This window comes from Aeromonas sp. FDAARGOS 1410 (assembly GCF_019048745.1).
GTDB classification, from domain to species: domain Bacteria; phylum Pseudomonadota; class Gammaproteobacteria; order Enterobacterales; family Aeromonadaceae; genus Aeromonas; species Aeromonas jandaei.
The window spans coordinates 3,017,175-3,037,138 of the sequence record NZ_CP077401.1 but is presented as its reverse complement, the minus strand read 5'-3'; the positions used below and the strand labels follow the sequence as shown (position 1 = coordinate 3,037,138).

The window sequence follows — 19,964 nt, the reverse complement described above, 5'->3', positions numbered from 1 at the left end:
ACAATAATCCTTTGCTGACGCACGGCGGCCCTTGCCTGCCGTGTGGAAAAATAGTCTGTTGAAAAAGCGGTTGTGAAGAGGAGCCTTACTCTGCGGCGACCACCTGATAGGTGCCGCGCTGCATGGCGTGACGGCGCCAGCCGATCAGCACCACAGTGGAGATAAGGGTGCCCACCAGTGCCGCACCGAGCCAGACGGCGGCAGCCATCAGGGCGCCATGGCCGCCATCGTGGAGCAGGAAGAGGGAGAAGATGCCGGCTCCCGGGGTGGAGAGACCAATCCCCATGGCACCCACCATGGCGCCGGTGACCACCGAGCCTGCGAGGAAGGAGCCGATCACCCGGATTGGATCTTCGATGGCCATTGGAATGGCACCCTCGGTGATCCCCGCCAGCCCCAGCAGCCAGGTCGATTTGCCGGTCTCGATCTCGAAGGTCTGGAACAGGCGCGGCGCCAGCAGGGTGGAGGCTGTGACGGTAAAGGCCGAGACCATCTTGACCGCACCGAAGATGGCGTAGGGGCCGTAGACCCCGTTGGCCATGGCGCCGAGGCAGAAGGCGTAGGCCGCCTTGTTGACCGGGCCGCCCAGGTCAAACGAGCACATAAAGCCGAGCAGGGCGCCCAGTACCAGCGCATTGGTGCCGGAGAGGCCGTTGAGCCATTCGGTGAGGTTGTTGTTGAGCCAGGCCACCGGCTGGCCGATGACAAACAGCATCAGGCTGCCCGCCACCAGGGTGCCGATCACCGGATAGAGGTAAAAGGTGAGAAAGCCGTTGAAGTTGGGGCTAAGGCGCACATGCTGCTTGACCCAGCGCATCAGGTAACCTGCGATCAGGCCGCCGACCACGCCGCCGAGAAAACCGGAGCCAATCATGTTGGCGGCCAGTCCCGCCGCAAAGCCCGGGCCCAGCGCCGGTTTGTCTGCCAGCGAATAGGCGGTATAGGCCGCCAGCACCGGCACCATCAGGGTGCCCAGCATGCCACCGCCCAGCTTGCGGTACATCCAGAGCCAGGAGTTCTCGGTATCAAACAGATGTTGCAGGCCGAAGATCTGGGCCAGCAGCACAGAGACGGCGAGCACGGTACCGCCCGCCACGATCAGCGGCACGGCAAAGGAGATACCGCTCAGCAGCGCCTGCTTGAGTTCGGTCTTGAGGCCCACCTTCTTGCCGGTCGGCGCATCGCTCTGGCCGGGGTTGGGCGTCGGGGCGGTGCGACCGGCCTTGGCCGCTTCAAGCGCGTCATTCAGGATCCGCTCGGCATGGCGGATGGGCTCGGCCACCGGCGTCTCGATCCGGGGGATACCGGCGAAACGCTCCTGCTCCTTGATGGCCACCTCGGCGGCGAAGATGCAGGCCACCGCAGCATCGAGCGCCTCTTGCGGCAGGCGATCCTCAATGCCGTTGGCACCCTGCTTTTCGACCAGTACCCGAATGCCCAGCTTGCGCCCCGCCTTTTCCAGATACTCGGCAGCCATATAGGTGTGGGCGATCCCCGCCGGGCAGGCGGTGACACAGACAACTGTAGGTTGATTTGTATCTGATTTGTCTTCTTTTTCTGGTTGCTTGCCACTATCCCCCTCACCATCAAGCAGTACCATCAGTTGCTCGGCACTTTGAGCCGCCAGCACCGCCTCGCGGGTATCGTCATCCACCAGGGCAGTGGTGAGGGTGGTGAGCAGTTGCATGTGGGTGGAGCCCGCCTGATCGGTCGGGATCGCCAGCATGAAGATCAGGTTGACCGGCTCGGGGCCGTCGATCCCCTCCCAGCCCAGCTCCTCGCTCAGGGTCGCGACGGCAAAGGCTGCTTCACGCACCGCATCGCACTTGCCGTGGGGTACCGCCAGCCCTTCGCCAAGGGCGGTGGGGCCCTGCGCCTCGCGGGCCATGACCGCAGCCAGAAAGGCGGCCTTGTCGTGCAGCTTGCCGGCCTGATCGAGCCGATCAGCCAGGGCATGAATGGCCGCATCCCGATCGGCAAACCGGGTTTGCAGCGTGATGAGATGAGGGCCGGTAAGACTGGTCAGATTCATGATGATCCTCTGTCAGGTTGGCTTGCCAGCAAGCCGTCATGGTGAAAGTGACAGCGATGCTAACAAACCGGCCGACTGATTTTTGTGAGTGGTATCATACAATTCGTTATTTGTATTGTTTTTGTATTGTTTGGTCAAGGGGATTTGTTAGGTCAAATGGGGCCAAGCCGTTTTGTCTGCCGGGCAACTGGGGTAGAATGGCGCCTCTTCCATTTATCATGGCGCAGAGCCGACGAGGTGGCCTTTCGTGTCGAAAAAACCCATGTATCGCCAGATAGCCGACACCATCCAGCAGTGGATTGCGCAAGGGGAGCTGGCCCCCGGCGATGCCTTGCCCACCGAAGCCGAGCTGCGCGAGCAGTTCGGGGTGAGCCGGGTGACGGTGCGTCAGGCTCTCAAGCAGCTGACCGAACTCAACGTCATCGAGAGTATTCAGGGCAGCGGTAGCTACGTGCGGCAGGAGAAGGTGAACTACGACATCTATCAGCTCACCAGCCTCTATGAGAAGGTGACCGATCCGGCGGCCGAGACCCACAGCGACATTCTCGCCTTCGAGGTGATCAAGGCAAGCAGCGAGCTGGCCGAGCGGCTCAATCTGCTGGAAGGGGCGTTGGTCTATTACGTCAAGCGGGTGCGCTTTATTCGCCAGATCGCGGTAACGCTGGAGGAGACCTGGATGCCGCTCGCTCTCTTCCCCGACCTCAGCTATGCGGTGATGCAGGGCTCCAAGTACCACTACATCGAAGAGGTGAAGCAGCTGGTGATCGACCGCAGCGAGCAGGAGATCATTCCGGTGCTCCCTTCGGTGCAGGTGGTGGAGGCGCTCGGTATCGATCCTGCCAAGCCCATTATCGAGAAGGTCTCCCGCGGCTTCTTGCAAGATGGCACCGTGTTCGAGTTCAGTCGCAACTTCTTCAAGAGCGATGATTACAAGTTCACCCTGGTCGCCCGCCGCGCCAAGGGGTGAGCGGGCGGCAGCACCCGAGATAAAAAAGGCCACCACCGTGTTTGCGGTGGTGGCCTTTTTGTTTGGTTGATTAACGGGCCAACAGCCGGGCTGGATAGCCTGTTGGCTGGTTGTTTGAGTCAGCCGATCTACTGCGCAGAGTCCCCGACGATCCCCTCGACCCGTACCTGCAGGCTCCCTTGTGCCAGGGTGGTGATGAGCTGATCGCCACTGTTGACCTGATCGGCACGGCTGATGACTTCGCCGCGTGGAGTGCGAGTAATGGAGTAGCCGCGCCCCAGAGTAGCGAGCGGGCTCACTCCGTCGAGGCGGGCGGTGAGCATGGCGAGGCGGTGACTGGCAAGGTCTTGCCGCTTGGCAATCAGGGCATAGAGCCGCTCCTCGGCCAGCTGGTGGCGGCGCTTGCCAGCTGCCAAGAGGCGCTCCGGACTCTTGCCTTGTAGGCGCAGCTCAAGGTTGGTGAGGCGCCGCTCACCCTGATGCAGCCGCTGGCGTAATAGCTGTTGCAAACGGGTGGAGAGCTCGTCGAGGCGTTGGGACTGTTGCTCCAGCCGCCGTTTCGGATCCTGATGGTCGAGCCGTTTTTGCAGCAGGATGAAATCGTGGCGGGCGGCGGTCTGCTGGCGGCTCATCGCCTGCAGCAGTCGCTGCTTGAGGTGAACGAGACGCTGGGCACGGGCGCTCTGATCCGGCGCCACCAGCTCGGCGGCGGCCGATGGGGTAGGGGCACGCAAGTCGGCGGCAAAGTCGCTGATGGTGACATCCACCTCGTGGCCCACTGCGCTCACCACAGGGATGGCTGAGTGGGCAATGGCGCGGGCCACCGCCTCTTCGTTGAAGCACCAGAGATCTTCGAGCGAGCCGCCGCCGCGCCCGACGATAAGCACATCCACCTCGGCACGCTGGTTCGCTTTGGCGATCGCCGCGACGATCTGGCTGATGGCGGCGCTCCCCTGTACCTGAGTCGGGTAGATAAAGACCGGCAGATCCGGGGCGCGCCGTTTAAGCACCGTCAGCATATCATGCAGGGCGGCGCCGGTGGCGGAGGTGACAAGGCCCACCGCCCGCGGTTCACGGGGCAGCGGCCGCTTGCGGCTTTCGTCAAACAGCCCCTCGGCGCCGAGGCGGCGCTTGAGCTCTTCAAAACGCAGGGCCAATACGCCATCGCCCGCCGGCTGCATCGACTCGATGATCAGCTGGTAGTCACCGCGTGGCTCATAGAGGGAGACCCGCGCCTGCACCAGCACCTGCATGCCATCCTGCGGGCGGAAGGCCACCCGCCGGTTGTTGCCCTTGAACATGGCGCAGCGCACCTGCGCCGACATGTCCTTGAGGGAGAAATACCAGTGGCCGGAGCTTGGCATCGCCAGATTGGAGAGCTCGCCGGTCAGCCACACCAGCCCCAGATCCTGCTCCAGGATCATGCGCACGGCGCTGTTGAGGCGGGTGACGGTAAAGACCTGCTGCTCGCGGCCGTTCGCCGCACTGGATGGGGTAAATCGGTTCAATGGCGTACCTGTGGTCTGCCCCGGCGGGGCCGGGATAAAACGATGGACGCTATCTTACCCCAGCGCGGGGCAGGTGCCGAGCCTCTATCTGGAAGTGATGCGTTACGGGTATTCAGGCCATATATAACTTGCCACGCATGAAGACATTCAGTATCCACGGTCACAGCCTGTTGTCATCGACAAATTTTTAGGAAAAACGGTGCCATCAAGGCCGGCTCTCACACCGCAGGAATATTCCCTGCATTTCATTTCAGGGTCGAGTATCAAGATACTGCCAGCCCGATTAACTATGCGTAACGAGCATGCTTTATCTAGTTCATCTGTATCCGATGAGGGTATATATTGGTATTCATTTCCAACAAGTTTGGCTATGCCATTAATATCACAAATATGCCCATTTGTATTAAATGTCAATATGGAGAAAGATATGGTTTTATTGTCTTTCTCTTCAATAGATATACAGTTTTTAGCATCAATTAAGTAATATCCTTCCTTTGTCGAGTTACTTATTATTGGTACTGAATGCGAGAGATAATGCGTACCAATCATTGTTGTATCGGCAGGGATGCTCTTTTCCCAATTTTCCAGTGTTTCCAGTCTGATCCGATAATTTTTGATTAGACAGTCAGCAGATGAGCACTCTTTCTTAATCTGTTTCAGCCAAGCTCGTTGTGATTTTTTTATAATATCATTATCTGCGCTATTTTTGAGTGAGAGTAGATATGTTTTGGCAAGTTCTTCATCTAATTTACTCAGCTCAGGCGTCATACATATCAACTTTTCATTTGATGTTTTTGCTTTCTTACAATCAAAACTGGCGGCATGAGATAAATAGGGTGAGATAATGAATGATGCTGCGACAAACAGATTTATGATTGATTTGTTACGTGACATTTCAACTCCGTATTGGGGTTTTAAAAAAATAAAATGTTGATTTGTTGCTAGATTATGGCGCTGAGGTAACCCCTTATGAAAACAAGCTTCAGCTATTGGTGCGGTGGATTCGTAACCACGGCATATGTGAGTAATCATACGGAGCTCATGATGTTTTGCACCACTAATTTTTCACCTGTGCAACAAATGGCCTGTATGTTGTCTCATAGGTATGACAATGGCGAAAATGGTTGCTGTCTTATAGGGGCTGCCGCAGTGGCAAAACCGTGCCCGAATAGGAGATATGTGCCGTGCGAGGCGCGATTCGAACAAGAAAAAGCGCTCAAAAAACAAGCATGTTGACGCTCTTTTTGGTGCGCTAGGTAAGGTGAGGGGAGCCATTCTGACCGCTCTGAGAGGGGCGTTTGGCAAACGGGCAGGGTGCATAAAACACCACTTTGCCAACTCTTTTGCCCCGAAATGGCGGTTTTCGTACTGATAATCTTGGTTTTTTGGCGTTTTGGCCTCCTAAATGAGGGCTACGCCATAAAAAATTCAAAAAACTTCTTTACCAGTGACCAATCCGTGAGTAAACTTCGTCGGCAATATTTTACACCCCCACTTCCTCAACGGTGAGATATTGCCATGCTCAGGATTGCCAAAGAAGCGTTAACCTTCGACGATGTACTGTTGGTTCCCGCCCACTCCGAAGTTCTTCCCAATACTGCCGATCTGCGTACCAAGCTGACCTCCGCCATCAGCTTGAACATCCCGATGATTTCCGCTGCCATGGACACAGTGACCGAAGCCCGTCTGGCTATCGCACTGGCCCAGGAAGGCGGTATCGGCTTTATCCACAAGAACATGTCCATCGAGCAGCAGGCTGCCGAAGTGCGCAAGGTCAAGAAGTACGAGAGCGGCGTGGTCACTGACCCCGTCACCGTACGCCCTGACATGACCATCGCCCAAATCAAGGAGCTGAGCCACAAGAATGGCTTCGCCGGTTACCCCGTGGTGACTGACGGCAATCAGCTGGTCGGTATCATCACCGGCCGTGACGTGCGCTTCGTGATTGACCTCTCCCAGACCGTTGAACAGATCATGACCCAGAAAGATCGTCTGGTCACCGTGCGTGAAGGGGCCCCTCGTGAAGAGGTGGTTGCCCTGATGCAAAAGCACCGTATCGAAAAAGTGCTGGTGGTGAACGCCGACTTCAAACTCAAGGGCATGATCACCGTTAAAGATTTCCAGAAAGCCGAGCGCAAGCCCCACGCCTGTAAAGATGACAAGGGTCGTCTGCGGGTCGGTGCTGCCGTTGGTGCCGGTGCCGGCAACGAAGAGCGCGTCGCCGCGCTGGTGGAAGCCGGTGTTGACGTGCTGCTGATCGACTCCTCCCACGGCCACTCCCAGGGCGTGCTGGATCGCATCAAAGCCACCCGCGAAGCCTATCCGGATCTGCAGATCATCGGTGGCAACGTCGCGACCGCCGCTGGCGCCAAGGCGCTGGTTGCTGCCGGCGTCAACGCCGTCAAGGTCGGTATCGGCCCGGGCTCCATCTGTACTACCCGTATCGTGACCGGCGTGGGCGTGCCCCAGATCACTGCCATCTCCGATGCCGTTGATGCGCTGGAAGGCACCGGTGTACCGGTTATCGCCGACGGCGGCATCCGCTTCTCCGGCGACATCGCCAAGGCCATCGCCGCGGGCGCCAGCTGCGTCATGGTCGGCTCCATGTTCGCCGGTACTGAAGAAGCGCCGGGCGAAATCGAGCTCTATCAGGGTCGCTCCTTCAAATCCTACCGTGGTATGGGCTCTCTGGGCGCCATGTCCAAAGGCTCCAGCGACCGCTACTTCCAGACCGACAACGCCGCCGACAAGCTGGTACCGGAAGGTATCGAAGGTCGCGTGCCTTATAAAGGTCGCCTCAAAGAGATCATCCATCAGCAGATGGGCGGCCTGCGCTCCTCCATGGGCCTGACCGGCAGCGCCACCATCGACGACATGCGCACCAAGGCTGAATTCGTGCGCATCTCCGGCGCCGGGATGAAAGAGTCCCACGTCCACGATGTGACCATTACCAAAGAAGCCCCCAACTATCGGATGGGCTGATAAAACGGGGCCCTGCGCCCCGTTTTTCCACCCTTTTTTTATCCCGTGCCCTTTGTGACAACATCAGCCTGATGCAGGAATAAAATGACTAAAGACATTCACCAGCACCGTATCCTTATCCTCGACTTCGGTTCCCAGTACACCCAGCTGATCGCCCGCCGCGTGCGCGAAATCGGCGTTTACTGCGAACTGTGGGCCTGGGACGTAACCGAAGAGCAGATCCGCGAATTCAATCCGAGCGGCATCATCCTCTCCGGCGGCCCCGAGTCCGTCACCGAAGCGGGCAGCCCGCGCGCCCCCGAGTATGTGTTCAACGCCGGTGTCCCTGTGTTCGGTATCTGCTACGGCATGCAGACCATGGCCGAGCAGCTGGGTGGCAAGGTGCAATCCTCCACCGAGCGTGAATTCGGTTACGCCAAGGTGGAAGTGCTGGGCGAAGCTGGCAAGAGCAGCGCCCTCTTGCGCAACATCGAAGATGCCATCGCCGACAACGGCAATGCCCTGCTGGATGTCTGGATGAGCCACGGTGACAAGGTCACCACCATTCCGGCCGACTTCACCACCATCGCCCAGACCCCGACCTGCCCGCACGCGGCCATGGCCAATGAAGCCAAGCGCTTCTATGGCGTGCAGTTCCACCCGGAAGTGACCCACACCCGTCAGGGTGCTCGCATGCTGGAGCACTTCGTCAAAGACATCTGCGGCTGCGAATGCCTGTGGACCCCGGCCACTATCATCGACGACGCCGTTGCCCGCATCCGCGAGCAGGTAGGTGACGATGAAGTGATCCTCGGTCTCTCCGGCGGTGTCGACTCCTCCGTGGTCGCCATGCTGGTGCACCGTGCCATCGGCGATCGCCTGACCTGCGTCTTCGTTGACAACGGTCTGCTGCGTCTGAACGAAGGCGAGCAGGTGATGGAGATGTTTGGTGACCACTTTGGTCTGAACATCATCAAGGTTGAAGCCGAAGAGCGCTTCCTCTCCGCCCTGGCTGGTGTTGACGAGCCGGAAGCAAAGCGCAAGATCATCGGCCGCGTCTTCGTTGAAGTGTTTGATGATGAAGCGAAAAAGCTGAAAAACGCCAAGTGGCTGGCGCAAGGCACCATCTACCCGGACGTTATCGAATCTGCTGCCAGCAAGACCGGCAAGGCCCACGTCATCAAGTCTCACCACAACGTCGGCGGCCTGCCGGAAGAGATGAAGATGGGTCTGGTCGAACCGCTGCGCGAGCTGTTCAAAGACGAAGTACGCCGTGTTGGCCTCGAGCTGGGTCTGCCCTACGACATGCTCTACCGTCACCCCTTCCCGGGCCCGGGTCTGGGCGTGCGCGTCCTTGGCGAAGTGAAGAAAGAGTACTGCGATATCTTGCGCCGCGCCGATGCGGTCTTTATCGAAGAGCTGCGCAAAGCTGACCTCTACAACCAGGTCAGCCAGGCGTTCGCTGTGTTCCTGCCGGTGCGATCCGTTGGCGTGATGGGCGACGGTCGCAAATATGACTGGGTCATTGCCCTGCGTGCCGTCGAAACCATCGACTTTATGACCGCCCACTGGGCACATCTGCCGTACGACTTCCTCGGTCACGTATCGAACCGCATCATCAACGAGATCAACGGTATCTCCCGCGTGGTGTACGATGTCTCCGGCAAGCCGCCCGCAACTATCGAATGGGAATAAGCGGCTCGCGCCCTTCTGCCCTTTGAGCATAAAAATGCAAAAAGACGCCCTTGAGGCGTCTTTTCTTTTTTCAATCGTTTGCGCAACACATCTTCTTTTTTAGAGCAGCTTTTTCGCCATCTTGCCCCTGTCATATGTGACAGGGGCATTTTTGCCATCCCGCACTAGGCTCTCTCATGCCAATTGAGCCCGCTGTCAACAGCGGTTTGTGGCAAGGGGGAGGGCTGATCCAGTAGCAGATAGCTGCGCAAACGGGCCCATCGTCATCGCGCCAACCGGCAGTGATGACACCCCGGTGGAGACCGGAAACCACTTGAATCAACGGGGCGCAGCCCGAACGGCCAAACGAGTCGGGATCATAGAGCACGGAGAGTTTGATATGTCAGAACAAGCAGTGTTGGTGGGTGGATGGACCGCATATCACAAGCTGACCGCCGAGGATCAGGCGGTATTTGATCAGGCGCTGAAAGGATTTGTCGGGGTGCAGTACGTACCCTTTGAAGTCTCCACTCAAGTGGTGGCTGGCACCAACTACCGCTTCAAGTGCAAGAGCACTGTGCCGCTTGCCAAACCGATCCATGGCGAAGCCGTGGTGCAGATCTTCAAATCACTGGACGGGGATGCCCATATCACTTCCATCACCCCAATTTGATTGGGTGGTGGGGCAAGGCGGGGATGGGGAATAGTCTCCAACCTGTTTGCTCCAGATTCTAGAAACAAGAAAGACGCCTTAGGGCGTCTTTCTTGTTTCTGGAGTTTGCACGTAAATTTTGTTCGGACAACGAAACAGTGGAGAAATGAAACTCATACGATTGTTGACGTGGGTAGATATTTTTGTTCGAAATGCAATCACCTCCCGATATAGGTCACACCATTTCCTGTACAAGTAGATAATTGATTTATATGTGAATAACATAGTGGCCTTCTAACTCGGAAGCATCAGAGGGCATCGTGGCGATTTTTGATATTGAGAAAGACGATTTACTCCGGTTCTCTGATACCCAGCTTGAAGAGTTAATAGCGCGCCTTGCCGAGGCGGAGATTGCAGCCCATGGTCATAGCCCTGCCTATGTACACTGGTCTGGCTCGATAAATGCTCCCGATGGCGGTATTGATGTTCATGTTCAAGTGCCGGTCGATCACATGATCACGGGCTTTATTGAAAGACCTGATACGGTCTTTCAGGCCAAAATACACGGTATGCCGAAATCGGCAATCAGCAAGGAAATGGCCCCCGCAGGAAAATTATCACGCGCTATCGCAGAGTTAGCGGCAAAGGGTGGTAGCTATATCATCATCAGCTTAAGCGATGATTGTTCTCCTCTTATGAAAGAGGATTGTAGTGGTCTAATCATCCCGGACACCATTTTAGGTGGTACAGTCGCCACCATGACCTGAGGTGTTCAATGACAAGATTACGTCGCTCATTTACTGCCGAATTCAAACTCGAAGCTGCATCCTTGGTGCTCGACCAAGGATATTCTGTCCCTGAAGCCAGCCGTTCACTGGATGTCGGTGAAACCGTACTGCGCCGCTGGGTTCAGCAACTGCAATCCGAGCGCGGTGGTACAACCCCCATCGGAAAAGCACTGACTCCGGAGCAGCAAAAATTCAGGAGCTGGAAGCCCGTATCAACCGGCTAGAACGTGAAAAGGACATACTAAAAAAGGCTACTGCTCTCTTGATGACGGACGAGTTCACACGTACGCGCTGATAGACCGATTAAGGGAGCAAGCCCCCATCACTCTGGTCTGCTGCGCCTTCGATGTTCCCACCTCCTGTTTTTACGATTATCTGGCTCGCAGGCGGACGATTAACCGTGAACGTATGCAACAGCGCTGTGAGTTGCGCCGTTTGTTCAAAGAAAGCCGGAACTCAGCGGGCAGCCGCGCCTTGATGTCGATGATGCGAGAGTTGGGGTATCAGACTGGTCGATTCAAAGTACGTAACCTGATGAAGGAAGCTGGGCTGGTATCCAAACAGCCGGGCGCACACCGTTATAAGGTGGCACGGTCAGAACGACCGGATATTCCCAATCTGCTGGCCCGCGAATTTGATGTCCAGAAACCCAATCAGTTGTGGTGTGGCGATATCACCTACGTCTGGGTCGGTGGTCGCTGGCATTACCTGGCAGCGGTTCTTGACCTGCACACCCGGCGGGTCGTGGGCTGGGCGATGTCTGATAAACCTGATGCAGAATTGGTAATCAAAGCACTGGAGATGGCCTATCAGCAGCGGGGTTGCCCATCAGGTGTGCTATTTCACTCTGACCAGGGCAGCCAATATGGCAGCCGGGCATTTCGGCAACGAGTGTGGCGCTATCGCATGACCCAGAGTATGAGTCGGCGTGGCAACTGCTGGGATAACGCCCCGATGGAACGGTTGTTCAGAAGCCTGAAGTCAGAGTGGCTCCCGGCTATGGGATATATGAGCTTGCGAGAGGCGAAGCGGGATATCAGTTACTACCTGATGGATTACTACAACTGGCGGCGTCCACATCAACACAATGACGGGATACCGCCAGCAAAAGCCGAAGAACGGCCTAACCAAGTGTCCGGATTTAGTTGACCACTACACTAGTTCCTCAACAAACGCCATGTACTCACTGAGTTTCGTTATTTCCATTGGGCACCAATATGCAACTAAATTTAGCGAATAATAACATATACTTATAGGCATGCAATATGATAGTTGGTATAACGCCCGCTTAAGGGGCAGCCAACGCCACTACCAACTTTCCGCATAACACCGTAACCACAAAAATCAACGCATAGTAAAAATGTCACGCGTTGGTTGTCCCTCTTGAACCGTTTGTTATATTTAAAATCCATAGTCCTTCAAATGTAGGCCAAAGAAAGGAATCAATATTTCTTCTTCAAACATGGATAATTCGTGCTCTGGAACTTTTATAAAGGTAGAACGATGATTCGGAGACCACCATTTTTGAATTCCTGTGTAACATTCCTGCGTTTTTGAGCGAGCAATTACGCGAAATGGTCGATCGGACCATCCATCTCCCCAATTCGAGAAATAATTTATCGGACCTGTAAATTGTCCTAATACATACACTCCGTTATTACCATGTGTTAAATAGAAGTAATCACCAATTTTAGCTTCAACAAATGTCTGCCCTTGAGTTACAGATGACTGTCCTTGAGCTGCTGTATCCTTGTGAACATATACTAAGCGATCTTCAATTGACTGAAGCATATCTTCATAAGTGAAAAATTCAGTCCCTTGTGACAATTTCCAAAATGTCGGTTTCATTACATACTCCAATTAAATATAACGTTTGGTTAAGGGGCGGGCTTTAGCCCGTCCCAGAGAGCGAAGCGAACGGTTTGAACCAGTTGTTAGGCTCTGGCATCGATGATTAATTCGTTTAGTTCATCCATGGAAATGTTGTCATCGCAAATAGCGCTTTCAATATTTTTATCTATGTAAACTGAGGCTCTGGCGTCAGGGAATTCATCAATATATGAGCCTATGTATATATGTTCGTATCTCGCTGTTTCGTCATCATCATAATCAATGCGATTAAATCCTAGGGGGCTTAATAAATGATATAGCTCCTTTAGAGATGATTTTGGAAGGCCGTCAACGTACGAAATAGTTAGGCAGCTAGGTATGTTTTTATCTTCATTGCTTGAGCCAAATGTCGTTGAAATAGAGTAGCCAAGCGATATAAGTTTTTTTGCGATTAATTTATAGCTCGGGAGCAGGTCGTTAAGTGCAATTCTTGTGGATGATCTGATTTTTTGACGTTCAAATGCAGTCAATGTGTCTCGGGTATCATTTAGTTTCTTAAAAATACTCTCCATATCAACATTGGGTTTTTTGTTAGCTGCTAGCTCCTGTGAGATGGCTTCAATATTTGCTGATAGCTCTTTTATTTTATTATCGTTGTTATTTTCAAGTTGTTTTAGTTGGTTGAGAAAAATTTCATTTTGGTTAGGCTTTTCTTTAGTGTTTCCAGTGACTTTTTCCAAGTGTTTTGAGTAGAAAGTATCTTCCTGAAGCTCTGCTCTAAATTTAGTTTGAAGAAAGAAAATAAGTATTAAGAAAATAGGCACATTTACTACTGCCGCAACCACGAGTAGGCCAGAAGCCCAGGCGGGGGTGGTAATTACTTTTGCGGCACCAAGAAATGTACTGTTAATTAGTATTAACCCAACAAGCCAGGCTGCTAATAATTGAATAGGTTTTGTTACTTGATTTGGATCTATTTTTTGTTCTGACATGCTGGTTAAATTTTCCTGCTAAGAGCCTAACAGTGATTAGATAGAAGGCGGCACTAATCCGTTAGCAGAGCATTCCATATAACTCCGTAACATTCTCACTGCCGCCAAGTAAAAACAACTATTAAATCATAATGTTACCCTTTTGCTTCTTATACTGGGCGTATTCGCTTGACTTCCTCTTTTTGCGCCACCGTTACTACTGTATAAAAAATCAGTGCTCAGCGCACTCTTGGCACGCGCCGCCAGATCACGCCTGCGTGAGCAGGTCAGAAATCAGCATAAGGCCGTCACTATGTTGACTGGGTAGTCATGGGCAACTCTCGCTTATCCATTCCATCTGGTATGGCTACCGCCCCTGAATTACAGCCTCCAGTCTGCTGCGTTTAACCAACGGGATGGGGTTGGTATGGCTCATGGGGTGACTCCTACGAGGCTTTGTTACCAATCGGGTATATTAGCGGCGGGTAGGCGGAGGGAAAGGACCAGAAGGCCGATTTCTGATCTGGATCGACTAATTAGTCAATAACGACTGAGCTGGTGCATGGTTGACTGGTATGTTGGGTTGAGCTGGTCGCGGCGCTCGGGTTGGCGCGGTCGATGGGGCTGCCCGGTGCGATAAAGAGGGTGCGGCCGGTGACGGCACAGCGGATTGTGCCGCTCTGGTCGATGACCACGGGGGTGAGCCCGTCCACGATATGGCGGCGGCCAATAGTGCGGCCATCGGCTGAGCGCACCGGCACGGTGGGACGGTTGGCACTACGAGTGAAAAATGGGACACCCACCTTTCTGAGCGCCGCGTAGCGGTCAATAGTGCCGTAGGGTGCAATAAAATTGCACCTCTACTTTTGTTCCGCATACCTTGCACAAAATCCGCTCGGCAAACGGTGCAATGCGCTGCGCTTATTGCACCCTACGTGTTTCGTTAATTTGTTGGGGTGGTGTTGCTAAGCGCCATGCCTCCCCAAGGCAATAAAAGGGGCGATCTGCGTCCCGAATTCTTTATAATGCCCCCCTTTAAAACCGCCGGACCCGGGTTCGGCGCGCGCTGATGGCTGGCAACGCCATCAGGCAGATCATCAGGATTGAGAAACGGTTATGCATACTCTGGAACAGCTGCGCGCAGGTGAACTGTGCGGTGCCCGCCATTTGAAGCTCTCTGAAAATCTGACGGAGTTCCCTCACGAGATTTTGAGCCTGAAAGAGACGCTGGAGGTGCTGGATCTCACCGGCAACCAGCTGAGCTCGCTGCCGGACGAGCTGGCCGGGTTTGGCAAGCTGCGCATTATCTTCTGCTCCGAGAACCTCTTTACCGAGCTGCCCGAGGTGCTGGGGCGCTGCCCGGCGCTCACCATGGTGGGCTTTAAGGCCAACCAGATTGCCACCGTGTCGGCCAAAGCGCTGCCCGCCGGCTTGCGTTGGCTGATCCTGACCGATAACGCAATTGAACGGCTGCCCGATGAGTTGGGCCAGTGCGACGCCCTGCAAAAGCTGATGCTGGCGGGTAACCGCCTGCGCGAGCTGCCGGCCAGCCTTGCCAACTGCCGCAATCTGGAGCTGCTGCGCATCGCCGCCAACCACATCGAACGCTTCCCCGAGTGGCTGCTTTCGCTGCCGCGCCTTGCCTGGCTTGCTTACTCCGGCAACCCCTTTAGCGAGGGGGCGGAGGCGCGCGCCATTAGCGATGAGCAGGTTGCCACCTTGCCGTGGCAGCGCCTTGCGATCGGCGAGCTGCTGGGGCAGGGGGCTTCTGGCGTTATCCATCGCGCGGTTATGCGCAGTGAGCCGCTGGTGGCAGATCGGATGGCCGATGAGTCGAGCGAGGGTATTGGCGCGAGTGAGGTGGCGGTCAAGATCTTCAAAGGGGCGGTAACCAGCGATGGCTTGCCCCAGTGCGAGATGGCGGCGTCGCTGGCAGCAGGCTCCCATCCCAACCTTATTCCCGTGTTGGGGCGGGTAGCCGATCACCCCTCCGGCATGCCGGCGCTGGTGATGGCGCTGATCGACCCGGCCTTTGCCAATCTGGCGGGGCCGCCGAGTCTGGCCTCCTGCACCCGCGATGTTTATGACGAAGGGCTGCGTTTTACCCTGGCCGAGGCGCTGACATTGGCCCAGGGGATTGCCTCGGTGGCGGGTCATCTGCACCAGGCCGGCATCATGCACGGGGATCTCTACGGCCACAATATCCTCTTTACCCGCGGGCCCGTTGCCCACGCCCTGCTCGGCGATTTTGGCGCCGCCTCCCTCTATGACCTGCATGAGCGTGAACTGGCGCAGGGGCTGGAGCGACTGGAAGTGCGCGCCTTTGGCTGTCTGCTGGAGGAGCTGCTGGCGCGCTGCGATGGCGATGTTGAGGAAGCGCAGCTTGCCGGTTTGCACCAGCTCACGGCGGCCTGCCTCTCTGAACGGCACGGCGAGCGGCCCGCTTTTGCCGAGATCGGCCGTCAGCTCGCGGCGGCGCACAGCACCCTGTTGTGACCTTGCGGGCCTCTTCGGCCCGTTAAATCCTCCTCTTTTTCTCATCAATCATCACAAACCCATTCCGCTTTGGCATGGGTTTAAGCCCCTGTTTGCCTGCGGGAGAGGCCAGAGTGCCCCGCTGGCCATCACGGGAGAGGCGGTGAGGGGCCGCCCGATAAAAAGGGTGGGCAGAGGGTTGCGTGGTGCCGGTTAAGTTGTGATATTGAGGCATCTTTTAGTAAGCAATTTTTATTAAGCAATGGGGAATCATGATGGAAGCTGCGTTTTGGCATCAGCGTTGGGAAGAGAACCGAATTGGCTTTCATCAGGCAGATTTCAACCGCTGGCTGCAATCCTGGTGGTCGGCGCAGCAGCCGGACGAGCCGGTGCTGGTGCCCCTGTGCGGCAAGTCCCGCGACATGCTCTGGCTGAACGGGCAGGGCCATCCGGTCGATGGCTTCGAGCTCTCCTCCGTCGCCATCGCCAGCTTTTTCAGTGAAAACAGCCTGAAGGCGGCGGTGAGCGAGGTGGGCCCGTATCAGTGCCATCAGGTCGAGAGCCTGCGCATCTTCGAAGGGGATTTCTTTGCCTCCCCCGAGCTCGGTCGCCGCTATCGGCTGGTCTACGACCGGGCGGCGCTGATCGCCCTGCCAACCGCGATGCGCCGCCAGTATGCGGCGCTGATGAGCCGGCTGGTGGAGGAGGGGGGCCAGGTCTTGCTGGTGACCCTTGAATATCAGCCGGAGCAGCAGAGCCAGCCGCCCTTCTCGGTGGGCGAGATGGAGGTGCGGGCGCTGTTTGAGCGGGACTTTCGGGTCGAGGTGTTGGGGCGTGCTGCCGAGGTGGATCACCCGCGGGTGCTCTCCGGTCAGCTCTCCTATTTCGACGAAGTGGCTTATCGCCTGATCCGCCGCGCCTGAGAGGCAGCAGGCGGACGACAAAGAGTGATCCGGCAGGGCAAATGAGTCGTCAGGTGGACTCTTCGCTACCTCCTTTGACGTAGATCAACGTGGTTTTCGGGGGGAGTGCCTAAGATGTGGCTGTTTCTCAATCACTGTTGGCATTGTACGGCGAGTTCAAGGGGTTTCCTGCTTGCCTGTCATCAACTCAGTGTCTGATTTTCACGCTCATGTTCACTTTTGGCGGCTTTGTCGCAATTGTTATGGTTTTTCCAGCCGACCCTCGTGGGTCGGCTTTTTATTGGCTGCGATTTGCCGTGGAAGGAAAAACGGGGAGATGCGAGGCCTGATCAGGCCTCGAAGGTGGCGGCATTGAGCCGGAATGCCCGCGGGTCGTCGATAAACTGGCCGGTGATCCGCTCCTCGTGCTCGTGGCCCTGCCCGTAGCTGCAGAGGATCAGGCGATCGGAGGTGCGTGAACGCAGCTGGGTGATAAAGCGCACCAGATCGGCGCGCGTCAGCTTGCCCACCTCCTCGCAGACCCGTTCCCGTTGATCGAACCCCAGATCCTTGTTGCCGATGCTGACCCACAGTCGCTGGCCGCGGCTGCGCAGATTGGCGTCGCGCTCGCTGAGCTGGGCCTGCAACCCGGCCTTGCTCTCCTGCCACTGCTGCTCGGTAAATTCGAGCATGGCCAGCGGGAAGAGGTCGATAAACTCCTCCACCGCATCGAGCAGATGCTGGGGCCCCGCCACCGGCGACTGGATATAGAAAATCAGACCCGGGTGGCGATTGAGCGGCAGGTTGCCTGCCCCCACCACATAACCGAGCTGCTGGCGGGTGCGCAGTTCGTGGAAGAAGGTGGAGGACATGATGTGGTTGGCCAGGGTAAAGCAGGCGAGATCCCGCGCCCGGGTGGTGCGGGACTGGTAGTAGACCAGGAGCGCCGAATCTTCGTGCTCGCAGCCCTGCTCGCGAATAAGGGTGCCCCTGTCCTGAATCGAGATAAGCGGGCGGCGGGTCTCGGCGCTCGGCCGGCTGGTGTTGCCGTTGATGTCGCTCAGGTGGCGCTCCATCAGCGCCGCCAGCTCCAGCGCCTCGGCCGCCGTCCAGTCGCCGTGCACCAGCGTCTCGATATGCACCTCGGCAAAGAGGCTTGCCACGAAGTCAGGCATCTCGGAGAGCTCGACGGAGCGCAGGTGGCGCAGCAGCTGCTCGAACGGCGGGTTGTTGGGTTGCAGCAAACTGGTGAGCTGGTTGAACAGCTGGGAGATGGGGCGCGCCTTGGATTGGTTGTCCCAGTTGCGAATGAGCGCCTCCTTGATCTCGCTAAAGCGGCCCGGGTCGGGATAACCCAGGGTGCGGTTGCCGAGGATCATGTCGAGCAGCAGCGGCTGCTTGTCGGCAAAGCCGCTCAGGTTGATGGTAAAGCCCCCCTGATGGGCATAGATCTGGTAGCCCAGCCCCGCCAGCTCCGCCGGATAGGTGAGGGCGTTGAGGTGATCGGCCAAAAGCTCCACCGCGAGGCGCGCCATGGCGATGTGGCGCGGGCTTTTGACCGCATGTTCGCTGTCGATGGAGATGTAGAGATTGCCCTTGGGCACGCTGAACAGGTGCTCATGGTGGTGCCAGAGGCGAAAGCCGGGGCGATCGATAAGGCAGGAAGGCATCTCGGCGGCGATCTCCGGCGTGCGCGGATCGAGTCGGCTGCTGATAAAGGGGTTGGGCTTTGGCAGCGCCAGCGCCTTGTCCGGTTCGCTCTGCTGCCAGCGGATCTTCTCCGCCTCGGTGATGGTCGCCACGCTGTAGGGGGTCTGATACCAGCGGGCCAGCCGGTCGGTGGTTACCTCCGGCGCCGTGATGGTCATGCGCAGGTTGTGCGGGGTGAGCTTGGTGAGGAAGCGACGGATCAGTGCCTCGTCATATTCGCGCATCATGTAGTCGCCGTGCAGCAGATCCTCCGGCTGGTAGCTAAAGAGGTTGAGTACCAGCCCCGAGACGGTATCGAGCGGGCGGCCGCGCTCCTGAAATCGGAATGCCGACTCAAGCACGGTGCGCTTCTCGTCGTAGCGCCAGGCCTGCAGCCCTTTACGGTCGATGAGCTTGAGGTAGCCAAACAGGAAGGCCATGATCTCGTCCACATGTTCAAGGCCGAGCGGGGTGAGGCCGAAGTTGACGCCAAAATCCTTGAAGTTGGCGCCACTGATACCGCCGCCTGCCGAGAGCTGGTTGACCCAGCCTTTTGCTTTAAGCAGGGAGAGCAGGCTGCCATCCCCTTCGTAGCCGATAAGGTGGCTCAGGAAGGTGAGGGGCTTTTTGTCATAAAAGGCGTCCACATTGGGCAGCGGGAAGGTGAGCGCCAGTTTGCGGGTCTCTTTCACCGGCTTGATCTGGATGCGGATGCCAAGATCGTCGAGCCGGTAGAGTGGCATATCGAGAGTCGGCGTTCCCAAATTGCGATTCAAAATGGGAGCGAAATAGCGACAGCACCACTGCAGCTGGGTGTCGATGTCGGCAGGCGACATCATCACCAGCGCCATGCGATCCGCGCTGTAGTGGCTCTCGTAGAAGTTGATGAGGTCGGAGCGCAGATCCCGCCCCGGCAGATCGGCCAGGGTATCAAGGTTGCCCACCGAGAACTTGGCAAAGGGGTGAGCAGGATTGACCGTCTCCTTGTGTACCTGATAGCTGCGGCGCACATCATCCTGCAGTTTGAGGCGATATTCGGAGTCGACTGCGTTGCGCTCCTTGTCGACCCACTCCGGATCGAACGTGGGGCAGATGAAGAACTGGGCGAACCGGTCGAGACCCGCCTCGAAGAAGCCGTTGTCGATCTCGAAAAAGAAGTTGGTGAACTCGGTGCCGGTCCAGGCGTTGTTGCTGCCGCCGTGACGGCTCATAAATTGCTGGTACTCACCTGGCTTGGGGTAGGTAGCGGTACCGAGAAAGAGCATGTGTTCGAGAAAGTGAGCCATCCCCTGCCGGTCGGCCGGATCGTCAAAATGGCCGGTATTGACCGCCAGAGATGCGGCGGATTTATCGGTATCGGGATCGCAAATCAACAAGACCCTGAGCCGGTTTGCCAGCTCCAGATAGTGGTATTGCCGATGGTCATTGGGACTGGCATATGGGCTCATTGGTGGGCGACTCACGTTGGATTTATTTGAATTTAAACATGATTATCGACCCCGCTACCCGGTGAGG

13 protein-coding genes and 2 pseudogenes are annotated in these 19,964 nt (G+C 56.6%); 8 read left to right on the top strand and 7 right to left on the bottom strand.

All coding sequences use genetic code 11. From position 1 onward, the window contains the following. Positions 1-85 precede the first annotated feature (85 nt). Positions 86-2,032, bottom strand: coding sequence for a PTS 2-O-a-mannosyl-D-glycerate transporter subunit IIABC (gene mngA, locus I6L40_RS14005; RefSeq protein ID WP_216994443.1), 1,947 nt, complete (start codon positions 2,030-2,032; stop codon positions 86-88). Between the two features lie 247 nt (positions 2,033-2,279). On the opposite strand from mngA, the gene I6L40_RS14000 reads away from it, so the two are divergent. Beyond that, entirely contained in the window at positions 2,280-2,999 is a 720-nt protein-coding gene (locus tag I6L40_RS14000; RefSeq protein WP_216994442.1) for a GntR family transcriptional regulator, read from the top strand. A gap of 128 nt (positions 3,000-3,127) precedes the next feature. Here the strand turns inward: I6L40_RS14000 and xseA are convergent, their stop codons facing one another. Both xseA and I6L40_RS13990 read right to left on the bottom strand, forming a co-directional pair. Continuing rightward, on the bottom strand, positions 3,128-4,507 hold the full coding sequence (xseA, locus tag I6L40_RS13995) for an exodeoxyribonuclease VII large subunit (protein ID WP_216994441.1): 1,380 nt from the start codon (positions 4,505-4,507) through the stop codon (positions 3,128-3,130). A gap of 147 nt (positions 4,508-4,654) precedes the next feature. Further along, a complete protein-coding gene (locus I6L40_RS13990) occupies positions 4,655-5,539 on the bottom strand; it encodes a lysozyme inhibitor LprI family protein (RefSeq protein WP_083593333.1) in 885 nt (294 codons plus the stop codon). A 486-nt stretch (positions 5,540-6,025) separates the two neighbouring features. Between I6L40_RS13990 and guaB the strand changes: the two genes are divergently transcribed. The 5 genes and pseudogenes from guaB to I6L40_RS13965 all read left to right on the top strand — a co-directional run bounded on the left by guaB (position 6,026) and on the right by I6L40_RS13965 (position 11,731). Continuing rightward, positions 6,026-7,489, top strand: a complete 1,464-nt coding sequence (gene guaB, locus I6L40_RS13985) for an IMP dehydrogenase (protein ID WP_041207517.1) — start codon at positions 6,026-6,028, stop codon at positions 7,487-7,489. An 84-nt stretch (positions 7,490-7,573) separates the two neighbouring features. Beyond that, a complete protein-coding gene (gene guaA / locus I6L40_RS13980; RefSeq protein WP_040066364.1) occupies positions 7,574-9,163 on the top strand; it encodes a glutamine-hydrolyzing GMP synthase in 1,590 nt (529 codons plus the stop codon). A gap of 379 nt (positions 9,164-9,542) precedes the next feature. Further along, positions 9,543-9,815 (top strand): hypothetical protein, encoded by a 273-nt coding sequence (locus I6L40_RS13975; RefSeq protein WP_005337011.1) that lies wholly within the window; start codon positions 9,543-9,545, stop codon positions 9,813-9,815. A gap of 299 nt (positions 9,816-10,114) precedes the next feature. Next, positions 10,115-10,561: a hypothetical protein gene (locus I6L40_RS13970; protein WP_216994440.1), complete on the top strand. Its 447-nt coding sequence runs from the start codon at positions 10,115-10,117 to the stop codon at positions 10,559-10,561. A gap of 8 nt (positions 10,562-10,569) precedes the next feature. Next, positions 10,570-11,731, top strand: a pseudogene (locus I6L40_RS13965) (IS3 family transposase). Between the two features lie 252 nt (positions 11,732-11,983). On the opposite strand, the gene I6L40_RS13960 reads toward I6L40_RS13965, so the two are convergent. From I6L40_RS13960 to I6L40_RS13950, 3 genes and pseudogenes are all read right to left on the bottom strand, one after another. Further along, on the bottom strand, positions 11,984-12,430 hold the full coding sequence (locus tag I6L40_RS13960) for a hypothetical protein (protein WP_216975851.1): 447 nt from the start codon (positions 12,428-12,430) through the stop codon (positions 11,984-11,986). Between the two features lie 86 nt (positions 12,431-12,516). Then, positions 12,517-13,404 carry a hypothetical protein gene (locus I6L40_RS13955; protein ID WP_216994439.1) on the bottom strand — a complete coding sequence of 296 codons (888 nt, stop codon included), beginning with the start codon at positions 13,402-13,404 and terminating at the stop codon, positions 12,517-12,519. Between the two features lie 519 nt (positions 13,405-13,923). After that, a pseudogene (locus I6L40_RS13950) lies at positions 13,924-14,159 on the bottom strand (hypothetical protein); the annotation flags it as partial. 340 nt (positions 14,160-14,499) lie between these two features. On the opposite strand from I6L40_RS13950, the gene I6L40_RS13945 reads away from it, so the two are divergent. Together I6L40_RS13945 and I6L40_RS13940 are read left to right on the top strand one after the other, a co-directional pair. Beyond that, positions 14,500-15,879, top strand: coding sequence for a leucine-rich repeat-containing protein kinase family protein (locus I6L40_RS13945; protein WP_216994438.1), 1,380 nt, complete (start codon positions 14,500-14,502; stop codon positions 15,877-15,879). Between the two features lie 254 nt (positions 15,880-16,133). After that, a complete protein-coding gene (locus I6L40_RS13940) occupies positions 16,134-16,781 on the top strand; it encodes a thiopurine S-methyltransferase (protein WP_216994437.1) in 648 nt (215 codons plus the stop codon). A gap of 329 nt (positions 16,782-17,110) precedes the next feature. On the opposite strand, the gene I6L40_RS13935 is transcribed toward I6L40_RS13940, so the two are convergent. After that, positions 17,111-19,897: an insulinase family protein gene (locus tag I6L40_RS13935; protein ID WP_216994436.1), complete on the bottom strand. Its 2,787-nt coding sequence runs from the start codon at positions 19,895-19,897 to the stop codon at positions 17,111-17,113. Positions 19,898-19,964: the final 67 nt, after the last annotated feature.